Origin of the sequence: Niastella koreensis GR20-10 (assembly GCF_000246855.1) — a bacterium.
Classification (GTDB): Bacteria; Bacteroidota; Bacteroidia; order Chitinophagales; family Chitinophagaceae; genus Niastella; species Niastella koreensis.
On the sequence record NC_016609.1, the window covers coordinates 1,516,734 to 1,529,490 of the forward strand.

The following is a 12,757-nucleotide window of genomic DNA, read 5'->3' on the forward strand; positions in this document are numbered from 1 at the left end:
GGATTTTTATTGAACGGTATCCAAGGCGGCCGCAAGGTATTTTTTTTAACATTACAGGAAGATCAAAATACTTTGATGTTGCATAGACGTGATTCTATAAATATAGAAGCCCCGGCAAAATATCGGGACTCATTTTATCAAGAAATATTCTTATATCATCATTGCTGCTCGTAAGCGCCCATGTCAATCAATCCATTCACTAATGATCTCATGCCCTGGGCTTTTCTATGCAAGTTGCTGAAGTATTGAATGAAGTAAAAAGCGCTATACAAAGATTTATGGTAGGGTTGATGATTGAAACTGCCATCGTGTGCACTTTGAATAGCATTGCCTTAATGATCATAGGCGTACCCAACGCCATAGTCATTGGGATAATAGGAGACATTTTAAATATATTGCCATTTATAGGAGGTGTAATCGCAATATTACTGCCTGTATTGATGTCACTTATTTCGCAAGACAGTTTTTCACCAATACTGGCCATTGTTATCACCTATTCGGTGATACAGTTTGTCGACAATAATTTTTTGGTTCCAAAAATCGTCCTCAAAAGTTCAATCAATGCATTGATCTCGATTATTGTTGTACTGCTGGGAGGTTGCTTTGGGGTATTTCTGGAATGTTTCTTTCAATTCCCTTTATTGCTATATTAAAAATTATATTTGACAGAATTGAAGGTCTGAAACCCTGGGGAAAACTGTTTGGCGATGAAGTACGTACCGAGCATATTGGCATCATATGGCAAAAGAGATGGAACCGGATGCTGCGTAGAAACTGAAAAAGAAAAGAGCGAAGGATAAGAAATATTGCGTTCCGTATTGCTCCTCCCGCCAGTTTATTGTAAATAATCGTACTTGACAAAAAGACTCAAATGTATCGGGGAGGCCCATTGACAAGGAAAAAGAAGCAAATGCCAGTCTTACTATAATTGCCGAGGAAAAAATTAATCGGGAAGCTGAACAGGAAGGAAAAGATGATGATCAGGAAAAAGAGGAAATGTAGTTTTCTTGCTATAAGTTGAAAATGCCGGGGTCTCCTGATATCCTTTTATTAATCTTAAATTATTTTTGCGCTTTTAAATTCCTTAAGTTGACTTAAAAGGGAATCTTGAGAACTTGTCGCCACAATCTCAAGAATGTTGGATAATTCCCCAAAGCTAATTGGTTTTGTAAGAAATAATTGCGCGCCTAAATTATAAGCCCTTTCGATATCGTTCCTTGCTGAAGATGTTGAGTACATGATGACCGGTATTCTGTAATATTCAGCACTGCTCTTCAATTTTTTCAGACATTCCCAACCACTTATCACAGGCATATTTATATCTAAAAAAATTACGTCTGAGCTGTTAATATTATGCTTTGATAACAGGTCAAATAACTTCAACCCATTTTCGATTGTAATACATTCTACCGAACTAATTTGATCAATTGCTTCACAAAATAGTTTTGCATCATCAAGATCGTCATCTACCAATAGAAATTTTCTAGTCAAAGCAACGGTATTAATAATCAATGATCTGTGTTAACTATAGGTAATTTATTCCCTTAACTGGTAAAGATTCGCTGCATTGAAAATATTTATGGTTTTTTGATCAAATCTTTATCTGGATTGCATTTTGTCATCTGGCTTCAACAATGCATTGATCATGCCGTTGAAGATAAAGTAATGGAAAATCAAGTGCATCTCCAATTGAAATGTTAACCTAGCTGGTACGACTTCTCCGGAGGCTCACTCCGCCAAATGCTTTAGCGGAAAGGATTCTATATGGCTTTTTTACCTTGCATAACATTTATCACAATAACAATAATTGCAAGAACAAGCAGCAGGTGAATGGCCCCACTGGCATGATATCCAATAAAACCAATTAACCATCCAACAACCAGGATGATGGCTACGATATATAATAAGCTTCTCATAAAATTATTTTTATCTCATTAAAAATAGTATTCTTTCAAATAAAGACTTATCGACATAAAGATCAGGCAATTTTTGCTCGCAACTGTTACATGATTAAACAATTGAATTACATCATTCACACATTTAACTTTACATGCAGAATTGATGTTTATCAGCGCTTGAAATAGATTATTTGACAACTTTAAAATTGATTTTATGAAAAGTGATATGGAGATCCGGAAAGATGTGATGGATCAATTGATGTGGGAACCGATCTTAGGGGGAACTCAAATAGGTGTGTCAGTAAAAAACGGCGTTGTTACCCTTTCAGGTAAGGTAAATATCTATTCCCAGAAAATGGCAGCAGAATATGCAGTAAAGAAAGTAGTAGGAGTAAAAGCAGTAGCCGAAGAAATAGGGGTGGGTACTTTACCCTTGTTTAGAAAGTCGGATGTCGAACTTGCTGATGCAGTTTTGCATGCGTTAAAATGGAATATGTTGGTGCCGGATGAAAGAATTATGGTTAAAGTAGAAGATGGCATTGTATCACTGGAAGGTGAAGTGGATTGGGATTATCAGCGTACCGCCGCAATGAAATCCATTGACAGCCTGGCGGGGTTAATAGCAGTTCATAATTTTATAACTTTAAAACCTGCTATAACTACAGCCAATATAAAACAAAAAATTATTGCTGCATTTGAGCGGATCGCTACTATTGATGCCGAAAAGATCGTTGTGGAGGTGGATGGAGGAAAAGTAACACTTTCGGGTAAAGTGCGTTCATTTGCTGAACAGGAAGATGCAATAAATGCCGCCTAGTCGGCGCCAGGGGTAAATGAAGTTGAAAACAACATGGAGCTGGAAGATTCATTATATGCATGGTAGTAAGCTTGAAAATTCGCTCTCTTTTGAAGTGAGGCGCCAGTGGTCATAAAATATGATTTTTATACAATTTACCATTCTATACGAGGGCTGAAAATGAGCCTCGTCACCACAGATTGTGATTAACATCATTAAACAATACCGGGCATAGTAATAGTTTTAATACCCTGGTGAATAAAAGCTGTTATTATATTGTAAACGGAATAACGCTGTATCGTCTGGTTATGGCGCCAGTACTTATATGGCTGATCTTTAAGCATCAGGTCCATGTGTTTAAATGGCTTTTGGCCTTTAGTTATTTTACCGATCTTATAGATGGTTGGCTGGCGCGAAGGTACCATGCAACGAGTATTTTGGGGGCGAAACTGGATTCAGCAGCTGATGATCTTACTGTTGTGGCTGGCATTGTTGCGGTGGTAGTATTAAAACCTGCATTTCTTAAACAGCAGCAGGCATTTGTCATTATCCTGGTAGCGCTATTTCTTATACAAACAGTTCTGGCTTTCCTACGTTATCGAAAGATCACCAGTTTTCATACCTGGTCAGCCAAAGGGGCTGCTTTCATGCAGGGATCGTTCCTGATACTGCTTTCTTTTTACCTCAACCTGTAAATATTTATTTTCTATATAACGTTTGCAGCTACTATATTAGATCTCCTGGAAGAGATCATCCTTGTGATGGTTTTGCCTGAATGGAAAGCAAACGTAAATGGACTGTATTGGGTGTTAAAGAAAAAATAATCTTTTAGTTATATAATGCCTGTTCTTCGAACCTATCCATACAAACCTCCCAGGTTAAAAGCATGTCAAGTACATCTTCCATATTATCGCTTACCTCAGGAAGTGGTAATAATAGCCTCAGTAAATATTATTATTAGGATCACTATTTACCTGAATAATATCCGGTTCTTTTACATAACTGTTATTATACCTGAAATGCAGATTGGTATCCAATGTGAGTTTGAAAGCATTGTGTTGTGATGATTTTCTGGGAAAATACATGAACCGTAATTCTATGGTGCCAAATAATATATTTTCGTTTCGTATCCGCATGCCTCCACCTAATCCAAAATAAAAGCCTGAATTGGAATAATTTTTATTTTCAGGTGTAAAGAATGCAATGTCGGCAGATGCAAACGGCGCAAATTTAAAACCCAACGCTTTATATTTTAAAAAAAATATTGTTTCTGTATGCACATTTGAACGCTGGTGTCCGCTTGCCGAATCAGAAGAGATGTATTGAAGCCCAAATACATTATTAATACCTAGCGGATCCAGGCCAATGCGGTTGAATTGCTTTGTATAACTAAACCTCAGGTATTGCCGCATCTTTAAATTTCTGAAGCTAAAAACACGACTGAAGATACTGGCACCCGTTAAAATCGTTGCATCCTGAATTTTGCCTCCATTTAAAAAGCTTCCTGCACGTAAGAAGTACTGCCTCACATATCCCCTGTCTGTTACAACATAACGGTTGGCATCAATTCCGTAATATAACCTCTCCATGTGCAGCTGTTTATACCAACCCGTAGTTAACGCAATATTATAACCATAAGGAACATCTTCTGTGATACCAAAACCAAAAACATAATTTGTTTTATAAAAGTTTTGCCTGAAAAACGTGAATTGAGCTAGTACGGCTTCCTGATCATTGAACCTGAAATTGAATTCGTTGTTTACCTGGTATGGACCCGGGTTAAACCTGTTTCGAAAATAGCGAATGCTGATAAATTGCCTGTTTAGCATACTTTTCAGAAATAGGAATTTACGTATGCCAAGATTATATCCAATCCATGCATCATACTTATCGAAATGATAATAATAGAACAAGCTATCGGGTTTTACATAATTATTATAAGTTTGGCTGTGAGCAAACTTTACAGCACCTGCAACATGCAGGTATTGCGATACCAGGGGTCTTTCAATTGCAACATGCCAGGTATGTTCATCTGTGGTGCCATTGTACAGGTCGGAATTGATTGTTGAATAGCCAATGGTTGCATTAATGAAAGTATTGGCTATACTGTTTTTTATGTAAAGTATTTCATAACCAAAATCAGGGTCTCGATTTTTTTCGAGCACTGTCGTAAACTGAACCCGTTGAGCCGTTCCCATTATATTTACATCTCCTATAATTGCTTTAAACCGGTCTTTAGTAACCTGGTTAAGTTGAAATGCAATGCTAAGGAAGTCTTTGGTGACAACTATCAAATCAATGGAATCGGGTTCATTGGCAATGGTATCTACGAATATTCGTGCATCATGTATATAATCCAATGAACGAAGATACCTTTCATTATCTGCCACTACATTAGCATTGAGTGCAGTCCTTTCTTTTATAAACAGATTGTTGCGTATTATCTTTTCTTTTGTAATTCTATGCAGGTGTTTTACAAAATCTTTACCGAAATAGCTGATTTCTTTTGCCGTATCTGTAAGTGTTTTATCAAACCCGAATTCTTTGATTAGTATATGCCTGATGCCTTTACCCTGGTGAGGCAGAAATGGCAATTCATTTTTACTGATGAGCACACCCGGCTGCATGGATGTGTCTACACTTTTTCGAGTTATTACATTTAAAAGAAACCGTGTAAATGTTATGTTTTTTGGTGGAGGGCTCTGTGAGGTAGAGTCGTTTATTTGAGCATATACACTACAATAAGGAAAAAATGCAAAGCAGCAAGCAATGCAAAAGCAAACACTATTTTTTGCCTTGAACATATTCAGTGGCGTTTCCTTCGGGCACAGGAAAACTAAAGTGTTCAGATTTGCTGTAGGGCATCATTTAGGATTAGCAATTTATTGAATGTCTGTGTTATAAATTTGACTCCTTCTTTTTAAGTAATTTTTGTGCTCTCAATAACTTTCTTTGCGCACGCCTGTCAGGTAATGAAATATCTTCTCCTATCAGAAGACCCCAGGGAGGCCGGATTTCAGCTGCATCAAAAATCAATTTAAGGATAGATAACAGTGGAATGGCAAGAAACATTCCTGTAATACCCCAAATGGCTCCCCCGGAAAGGACTCCGCACAAAGTAGCCATCGCATTCATTTTCAATTTGGAACCTACCACCTTCAATAATATGAAATTGGCATCGATAAGGTGAACACTTATCAGTACGATAGCTACTCCGAGTACTGTACCCGGGGAATTGGTAGTGTAAGTAACGATCATACTCAGGATACAGGCGGTGAATATACCAAGGTAAGGAATAATATTCAATACGGCTGCAATTACACCCAGCAAAAACGCATATTTAACGCCAAGGATAAAAAATGCCGTGCAATTCAATACAGCCACTATGATCATTTCTGTGAATATACCAACCACGTATCCTTTTATCACAGTCCTGGATTTGTTAAGCACCTCCTGTACCAGGGTAGTGTTTTTTTCTGAAAAGCTCCTGATAAGAAAAAGCACGATTAGTCCTCTGTAATACAATAGCAGAAAGGTATAAACGGGGATCAAAATCATGTAAAGGACGGTATTTGAAACTGTGTTAAAGGTGTTTCCCACAAAGGTGGTCGAGTTGTATAGGTTTTTGAACGAAACGGCATCAAGAAGTTGATTTGTTTTTTCGGCACTTAGATGAAAATTCTCCTGTAATTTTTCTGTAAGATTTTTAAGCCCTGTATTCAATTGGTTTATAAATCCTGGCAATTCTTTTTTAAACCTGTAGATCTGAGAAGATACCAGATAAAATACAATTAACCCAATAAGGATAAAAAGGATGAAAGAGAGGAATGCCGCCAACCCCCTGGGTATTCTATGCCGTTCCAGGTAATTGCAGGGAGCAACCAGCAACATAGCAAACAAAATAGCGAAAACAATTGGCACCAGGATATGCTGCGCTTGATAAAGTATCAATATTATAAGTACGATACTAAAAAGGCCAAGACACAATCTGATAGTAAAAGGAAATATGACAAGCTTTTGCATGTGTAATCTGACAATCGTTAGGTTTATGGAAAAGGGATGTCATTTAAAAAAGTAAGTAATTTCCCTGGTTATTTGGCCAGGTAGCAGCGGCGAATTTTTCTGCCATGCTTCATCACCTGTGAATTCTATCATTCTCATATAATTGTTTTGCTGTGATTAACAATAATGAAAAATTGTTTTCTAAAATATGGTTGACATGCTGTAAGGACGGTCCGGATGATCCTATTTCCTGGACAACTCCAGTTGTATATTTTTTATTACATGAGGACCTTATTTAATTCAACAGCACGATAAATTCAGAATTCCTGTTCAACCTCATATGTGCCATTGATTAATATCATTGATTTCAAGTCCAATAAACAATAAATTTAAAAAAATAATTTAACATGAAAAGGATGACATTAACCTTACTGGTACTATTGGGTTTAGCCTCAGCCGCAACGGCCCAGGAACCCAAAAAGAAAGCGCCATCGCCACAAAAGACAGAACAGGAAAAACAGGCCATATCCGAATGTGTCATGATGAAAGGTGGTAAAATGTTTCATTATAAGGACGGAAAGGAAACTGCCATTACAAATGAAACAATATTTCATGAAATGAAAGTTATGCCCGACGGGACCTGTAAAATGAAGAATGGGAAATCAATGAAACTAAAAGAGGGCGAATGTTGTGATACAAAAGCAGCAATTCATAAAGACTGTCAGAAAATGATGATGAAGAAAGGTTAATAAGGGAAATGACATCTCGCTGATTAATTTAAAAGGAATTTTCAAAACCTTCCAAGATGTAATTGACGCAAATCAGGGCCGAAAATCTGGCCAGCAATTCGGACAGCATATTTAGACTTTGAAAATATTACGATCCCTTATACGTGCAGGTAACCTTTGACAGGAAAAGCACTTTTTGCAAGAGCTTCTTTTTTGAACTGTTTAACCTTAGGTACCGTTAACCACGTTAGGGCTTCAGCAGCGCATTAATCATGCCATTGAAGATAAAATAATGAAAGGGAAGTACACAGTACCAATATAACCGGCCCCAAATACCCTTGGGCCGGAAGGTGGCGGTCTGCATCAGACAATATTGGTTGTTTTCCTGAACGATCTGAAATTCCAACCAGGCTTCCCCAGGTAATTTCATTTCAGCAAATAGCAGCAGGCGTTTGTTCGTTTTATCGGCTACCAGTACACGCCAGAAATCCAGTGCGTCACCACTGGATATACTCAAACGGCTGGTACGGCCTCTCCGGAGACCTACACCGCCAAATGCTTTATCGAGCAGTCCACGTATCTTCCAAAGGGCATTACCGTAATACCAGCCTGTATTTCCTCCAATGTTCCATATCTTTTGCAGCACTGCCTGATCATCACCTGTGATGCTGCGGCGCTTTATATCTTTAAAACAACCGAATACCGGTACCTCAATATTCCTGATGATTTGTGGGTTGGCATTGGAAGCGCTAAAAGCATCTTTCCAACTACTGATCACTTCCTGCTGTTCAATTTTTTGAAAAGCCAGCGACACTGCCTCCTTGTAGGTAAGCAAAATAATGCCCAACCGCTGTGCAAGGTCATTGGGCCTGCATACCACATCTACTTTCATACTATCTACCAGGTTTACAGCCAGCGGGTAGGAGGTAGAGGCTACAAAATACAGCCAGTAACTCGACAATCGCGGTGTCATGACCGGTACCGTAATAATATGTCGTTTTAAGCCGCGGACTTCTGCAAACTGCAACAGCATTTGTTTATAGGTAAGAACGGTAGGTCCGCCAATATCATAATCCTGGTTGAATGTTTCCTTCAGCAGCAGTATGCCGGTCAGAAAACCGATCACGTTGCGGATACCGATCGGCTGACATTTCGTGTTCACCCATTTCGGAGCTATCATAATTGGCAGCTTCTCCACCAGGTCGCGGATGATTTCAAAAGATGAGCTGCCCGAGCCCACTACAATACCAGCTCTTAAAACAGTTATCGGCACTTTGCCCACGCGCAGTATTTTTTCTACTGCCAGCCTCGACGACAAATGCCTAGAAAGTTGATCGGCATTCACTATGCCGCTCAGGTATATGATTTGTTGACAGCGCGTGTTTTCTGTAAGCTGCTGAAATTTGGTAGCGGCTTGTTGCTCTGCAGCTTCAAAGGAAGGCCCTTCCCGCATGGAATGGATCAGGAAATATGCCACGTCAATATCTTCGGGAAATTGTACCTGCGGACTGTCCGGCGAAAAATCGGTTTCAATGATATTGACACCGGCTGGTAAATGACTGGTATTAAAACGTTGCCTGCTTCGCACACAGCAGGTAATGCGGTGTCCCAACTCCACCAGCACCGGGGCCAGACGTTGACCAACATAACCATTCGCTCCCGTGATCAGTATATGCATAACTTGTTTTATTCAGTGTCAAATGCCTGCGGCCAGGAACCGGGTTTGGCATAAGTTAACCGTGCCAGTCGTTCGGTCTGGTGATAACTGTCAAGGCCTGAACAGGTAAGGGTGCCTGCTTTTTCAAGATCTACAAACCCATCTTTCTGCAGGCAATCGGCAGGCATCGATACATGCATGATCTCTGAAAGTAATAAGGTAGTACCATTAAGGGCAATATCAATTTTTTCACGCATTACAGCGCCGATCCTGATCCTGCTTTCCTGGACAAAGGGCGCGTCAATACCAGCTTCGTAGGCTTCGGTTAAACCGGTCGCGGTAAACTCAGAATTGCCGGCTGGAAAACGGGCCGAAGCCTGGTGCGCCTGCACATACATCGAAGCATGTACATGATTTACGGTGAACTGCTGCCTTGCGATGATATTGGACAAGGTATGCCTTTCTTCCGTCCCCGGCCTGAAAATCAGTCCAAACAAAGCTGGGTGAGCCCCTATGTGAAAAAAGGAACTGAACGGGGCCAAGTTGGTAATGTTAGACAAGCTTTTAGTGCCCACGATCACCAGGCTTTTAAAACCTCCCAGTGAATTAATAAAGGTTGCCCGGTACAGCTGCTCAAAAGCTTCGATGGCGGATTTATTAAAAATGCTAATGTCCATTCTTATTACATTAAAATTAGTGATTTAGGTACCAGATAGCGGCGTTCAATACGTTTGCAAAACTTACCCAGGCCAGGTATGGCCATTGCAGGTTGGCCGCCTTGCCTGATACCCGGTAAAACTGGCGGATCATAAGAATGATGAACAACCACAACAATACAATATCAATAAAGGCAATGCCAATCCAATGAAAGCGGAAAAACAAAATGCTCCACCAGAAATTCAACACGAGCTGTATGAAAAACAATAAAATGGCTTGTTTCTTTTTCTCAGAAGAAGGTTCCCGTAGCAGTAGGTAAAAGGAGACGCCCATTAAAATATACAATGCGGTCCATACAGGACCAAAAACAGTATTCGGTGGATTGAAAAAAGGTTTTGCAAGACCCGGATACCAATTTTGTATGTTTTGAACGGTCACATAGGCAGATACCCCACCAACAGCCAGCGGCAAGCCGATACAAAGCACTATGGTCAACCATTTATTCATATCAGCTCTTTTTTACCATTGAAAAGGATTTCTATCTGTTGATAGCGGAAATCAAATATTCTTTTCAGTTGTTTTTTCACAAAAGCCTCATTGGCAAGTTTTCCCAGTAAGGCCAGTGGTAGTTTATAGTGTACCAGATCATGCATTTCAACACCGCCTGCTGTTTCCCGAAGAAAATGCTTATGGTGCCAGAAAGCATATGGCCCAAAACGCTGTTCATCTACAAAATAAGACTCATCCTGTACATGCGTGATCTCTGTAACCCAGTGCAGTTTGATATTCAGCAATGGTTTCACATAATACTCAATGATCTGTCCTGGGTACATACGGTCATTATTTTCTTTGCTGAGCACTTCAAAACCCAGGTAAGGAGGCGTAAGCCGGGCCAAATTTCGGGGGTTGCTCATAAATGCCCACACATTGGCCAGGTCAGCCCTGATCAATTGTTTCGTTTCTATAGTATATAACACTCCAGCTAATTTTTTATTTTGTCTAACTAATTTAATAAAAAGTTGAACAAAGTTAGTGTACATTTGTTCTTATATCAAATTAATTTCATGCAACACTGTACCAATGTAAAGTCGCTAACAGGTGGAAAAGGGTTATCCCTTAGTAACATCAACATAGAAGAAATAGGCGACAATCATCTGCATTCCTCAACCGATACCCCAATACGGCCAGACGCTTTTACACTTACCAATGGGGAAAAAAATAGACAAGATCGAAGGTTTGTTCAAACAGGTTATGGAAACGCTTGGGCTGGATCTTACAGACGACAGCCTCCGTGGCACACCCCGCCGAGTGGCAAAAATGTATGTTGAAGAACTGTTTAACGGGCTCAATCCGGCCGATTTGCCGAATATGACCCTCTTTGAAAACAAATACAGATACAACCAGATGCTGGTTGAAAAAGACATCACCGTTTACAGTCACTGCGAACATCATTTTGTACCCATTTTCGGCAAAGCGCATATCGCTTACATCTCATCCGGTAAGGTCATTGGTCTTTCCAAGCTTAACCGGCTGGTAGATTACTATGCACGGCGGCCCCAGGTGCAGGAGCGACTTACTATGCAGATCGGCAGGGCCTTGCAGCAGGCGCTGAAAACAGAAGATGTGGCAGTTATTATCGATGCCAAGCACATGTGTGTGGCATCGCGTGGGATTCGCGACACACATTCGGCCACAGTAACCACTTTCTATGAAGGCCAGTTTGTAAACAACGTCTTAAAAGAAGAATTTTTGCGGTATGTAGGCTTAACTACGGCTTATTAATTTTACAGTTGTAATGAAACTATACCATATATCGGAACTTGAACAGCTATCGGGCATCAGGGCGCCTACCATTCGTATATGGGAGCGTAGATATAATCTCATACAACCCGGCCGTACCGATACCAATATTCGTATGTACGACGACCGGCAGGTACGCAAACTACTTAATGTAGCTACGTTACTCAATAACGGTTTTAAAATTTCGAAGATCGCGGAACTGGATGAAGATGGTATTCATGCCATGGTGCTGGGCTTACAAAATAGTGACAGTGAAACGGATGATATAGCCACTGCTTTTATTAACGGGCTGATTGTAGCTATGCTGGACTTCGATGAGGTGAACTTCGAAATAACTTATACAGCCGCCGTAAAACGATACGGACTATTTGATGCCATGCTGCAAGTGTTTTACCCTCTTCTGCAAAAAATAGGCATCATGTGGACCACTGAGGATGTAATCCCTGTACAGGAGCATTTTGCTTCGGCAGTGATGCGGAGAAAGTTAATGGCAGCTACTGATGCCCTGGTAATAAAAAAGAAACGGCGGAAGAAGTTTCTATTACTGCTACCGCCTGGTGAATGGCATGAGATAGGCCTGCTCTTCGCCAATTATGTTATTCGTTCAAAGGATATTGAAACCATTTATCTTGGACAGAATGTGCCTTATGAACAGGTGGCTGCCGTATTAGAAAAAACAAAGATCTCACATGTTTTGCTGTTCTTAATCACACGTCGGGAACAAATGGATATTGCCTCTCTGCGCAAAAGCATGAAGCTTCTCAATGAGCTGCCACTTCTTGTTGCCTGCAGCTCTGCTGTAACAGGTGCATTACAGTGCACTACCTCTAATACCTATTTCTTACAATCTCCATTCGACCTTTTGCAACACCTGTAAGCAGTAGGATAATTGACCTTTGGAATGAAAACAATCATTCCCGATTGCGCCTTCGATAATTGACGAAGCCTTTGCCTTTTTTGAATCTCTTGCAGATGATAGATTTGTTCATCGGCCGTGTAGGCATCCCGCCTGGGAAAATTAGACTTACGCTGCGCTAATTTCCGTAAGAAGTATATCGTTTCCTACCTCGACAATTCGAATGAAATAGTTAACTGTGAATTTGCTTTGCAGAAGATGTTGAAGTGACATTTTTTGTTCAGAACATAAATCTCCACTTAGATTTTTGAGTATGGATAAATAAGTTGCCAAATAATAAAACTAAAATTAATACGAATTTGG

General features: G+C 40.0%; 14 protein-coding genes. 6 read left to right on the top strand and 8 right to left on the bottom strand.

Going from position 1 to position 12,757, the window contains the following annotated elements:
- Window positions 1-290: 290 nt before the first annotated feature.
- A complete protein-coding gene (locus tag NIAKO_RS06075; RefSeq protein WP_242675511.1) occupies window positions 291-653 on the top strand; it encodes an AI-2E family transporter in 363 nt (120 codons plus the stop codon).
- A 403-nt stretch (window positions 654-1,056) separates the two neighbouring features.
- Here the strand turns inward: NIAKO_RS06075 and NIAKO_RS06080 are convergent, their stop codons facing one another.
- The gene (locus NIAKO_RS06080; RefSeq protein ID WP_041348080.1) at window positions 1,057-1,491 is read right to left on the bottom strand and encodes a response regulator; all 435 of its coding nucleotides are present in this window, start codon (window positions 1,489-1,491) and stop codon (window positions 1,057-1,059) included.
- 269 nt (window positions 1,492-1,760) lie between these two features.
- Window positions 1,761-1,916, bottom strand: coding sequence for a lmo0937 family membrane protein (locus NIAKO_RS38410; protein WP_014217524.1), 156 nt, complete (start codon window positions 1,914-1,916; stop codon window positions 1,761-1,763).
- A 196-nt stretch (window positions 1,917-2,112) separates the two neighbouring features.
- Between NIAKO_RS38410 and NIAKO_RS06085 the strand changes: the two genes are divergently transcribed.
- Together NIAKO_RS06085 and NIAKO_RS06090 are read left to right on the top strand one after the other, a co-directional pair.
- A complete protein-coding gene (locus NIAKO_RS06085; protein WP_014217525.1) occupies window positions 2,113-2,715 on the top strand; it encodes a BON domain-containing protein in 603 nt (200 codons plus the stop codon).
- A 233-nt stretch (window positions 2,716-2,948) separates the two neighbouring features.
- Window positions 2,949-3,389 (top strand): CDP-alcohol phosphatidyltransferase family protein, encoded by a 441-nt coding sequence (locus NIAKO_RS06090; RefSeq protein ID WP_262493748.1) that lies wholly within the window; start codon window positions 2,949-2,951, stop codon window positions 3,387-3,389.
- 246 nt (window positions 3,390-3,635) lie between these two features.
- On the opposite strand, the gene NIAKO_RS06095 is transcribed toward NIAKO_RS06090, so the two are convergent.
- Together NIAKO_RS06095 and NIAKO_RS06100 are read right to left on the bottom strand one after the other, a co-directional pair.
- The gene (locus tag NIAKO_RS06095) at window positions 3,636-5,321 is read right to left on the bottom strand and encodes a hypothetical protein (RefSeq protein WP_014217527.1); all 1,686 of its coding nucleotides are present in this window, start codon (window positions 5,319-5,321) and stop codon (window positions 3,636-3,638) included.
- Between the two features lie 271 nt (window positions 5,322-5,592).
- Window positions 5,593-6,717 (bottom strand): AI-2E family transporter, encoded by a 1,125-nt coding sequence (locus tag NIAKO_RS06100; RefSeq protein ID WP_014217528.1) that lies wholly within the window; start codon window positions 6,715-6,717, stop codon window positions 5,593-5,595.
- Window positions 6,718-7,103: 386 nt separating this feature from the next.
- Between NIAKO_RS06100 and NIAKO_RS06105 the strand changes: the two genes are divergently transcribed.
- Entirely contained in the window at window positions 7,104-7,445 is a 342-nt protein-coding gene (locus NIAKO_RS06105; protein ID WP_014217529.1) for a DUF6799 domain-containing protein, read from the top strand.
- Between the two features lie 226 nt (window positions 7,446-7,671).
- Here the strand turns inward: NIAKO_RS06105 and NIAKO_RS06110 are convergent, their stop codons facing one another.
- From NIAKO_RS06110 to NIAKO_RS06125, 4 genes are read right to left on the bottom strand one after another with little or no spacing between them, the layout of a single operon-like run.
- On the bottom strand, window positions 7,672-9,102 hold the full coding sequence (locus tag NIAKO_RS06110; RefSeq protein ID WP_014217530.1) for an SDR family oxidoreductase: 1,431 nt from the start codon (window positions 9,100-9,102) through the stop codon (window positions 7,672-7,674).
- 8 nt (window positions 9,103-9,110) lie between these two features.
- On the bottom strand, window positions 9,111-9,758 hold the full coding sequence (locus tag NIAKO_RS06115) for a flavin reductase family protein (RefSeq protein WP_014217531.1): 648 nt from the start codon (window positions 9,756-9,758) through the stop codon (window positions 9,111-9,113).
- A gap of 16 nt (window positions 9,759-9,774) precedes the next feature.
- On the bottom strand, window positions 9,775-10,245 hold the full coding sequence (locus NIAKO_RS06120) for a TspO/MBR family protein (protein ID WP_014217532.1): 471 nt from the start codon (window positions 10,243-10,245) through the stop codon (window positions 9,775-9,777).
- Entirely contained in the window at window positions 10,242-10,715 is a 474-nt protein-coding gene (locus tag NIAKO_RS06125; RefSeq protein ID WP_041348082.1) for an SRPBCC family protein, read from the bottom strand. Before NIAKO_RS06125 ends, NIAKO_RS06120 begins: the two co-directional genes overlap by 4 nt.
- 229 nt (window positions 10,716-10,944) lie before the next feature.
- On the opposite strand from NIAKO_RS06125, the gene folE reads away from it, so the two are divergent.
- On the top strand, window positions 10,945-11,520 hold the full coding sequence (gene folE / locus NIAKO_RS06130; protein WP_242675509.1) for a GTP cyclohydrolase I FolE: 576 nt from the start codon (window positions 10,945-10,947) through the stop codon (window positions 11,518-11,520).
- A gap of 13 nt (window positions 11,521-11,533) precedes the next feature.
- Window positions 11,534-12,415, top strand: a complete 882-nt coding sequence (locus NIAKO_RS06135) for a MerR family transcriptional regulator (RefSeq protein WP_014217534.1) — start codon at window positions 11,534-11,536, stop codon at window positions 12,413-12,415.
- The last annotated feature ends 342 nt before the right edge of the window (window positions 12,416-12,757 follow it).

What these genes read in the sequence shown, in the direction of transcription:
- NIAKO_RS06075 (WP_242675511.1), top strand. Translation starts at nt 291, where the DNA reads ATGATTGAAACTGCCATCGTGTGCACTTTGAATAGCATTGCCTTAATG.
- NIAKO_RS38410 (WP_014217524.1), bottom strand. Translation starts at nt 1,916, where the DNA reads ATGAGAAGCTTATTATATATCGTAGCCATCATCCTGGTTGTTGGATGG.
- NIAKO_RS06085 (WP_014217525.1), top strand. Translation starts at nt 2,113, where the DNA reads ATGAAAAGTGATATGGAGATCCGGAAAGATGTGATGGATCAATTGATG.
- NIAKO_RS06095 (WP_014217527.1), bottom strand. Translation starts at nt 5,321, where the DNA reads ATGCAGCCGGGTGTGCTCATCAGTAAAAATGAATTGCCATTTCTGCCT.
- NIAKO_RS06100 (WP_014217528.1), bottom strand. Translation starts at nt 6,717, where the DNA reads ATGCAAAAGCTTGTCATATTTCCTTTTACTATCAGATTGTGTCTTGGC.
- NIAKO_RS06105 (WP_014217529.1), top strand. Translation starts at nt 7,104, where the DNA reads ATGAAAAGGATGACATTAACCTTACTGGTACTATTGGGTTTAGCCTCA.
- NIAKO_RS06110 (WP_014217530.1), bottom strand. Translation starts at nt 9,102, where the DNA reads ATGCATATACTGATCACGGGAGCGAATGGTTATGTTGGTCAACGTCTG.
- NIAKO_RS06115 (WP_014217531.1), bottom strand. Translation starts at nt 9,758, where the DNA reads ATGGACATTAGCATTTTTAATAAATCCGCCATCGAAGCTTTTGAGCAG.
- NIAKO_RS06120 (WP_014217532.1), bottom strand. Translation starts at nt 10,245, where the DNA reads ATGAATAAATGGTTGACCATAGTGCTTTGTATCGGCTTGCCGCTGGCT.
- folE (WP_242675509.1), top strand. Translation starts at nt 10,945, where the DNA reads ATGGGGAAAAAAATAGACAAGATCGAAGGTTTGTTCAAACAGGTTATG.
- NIAKO_RS06135 (WP_014217534.1), top strand. Translation starts at nt 11,534, where the DNA reads ATGAAACTATACCATATATCGGAACTTGAACAGCTATCGGGCATCAGG.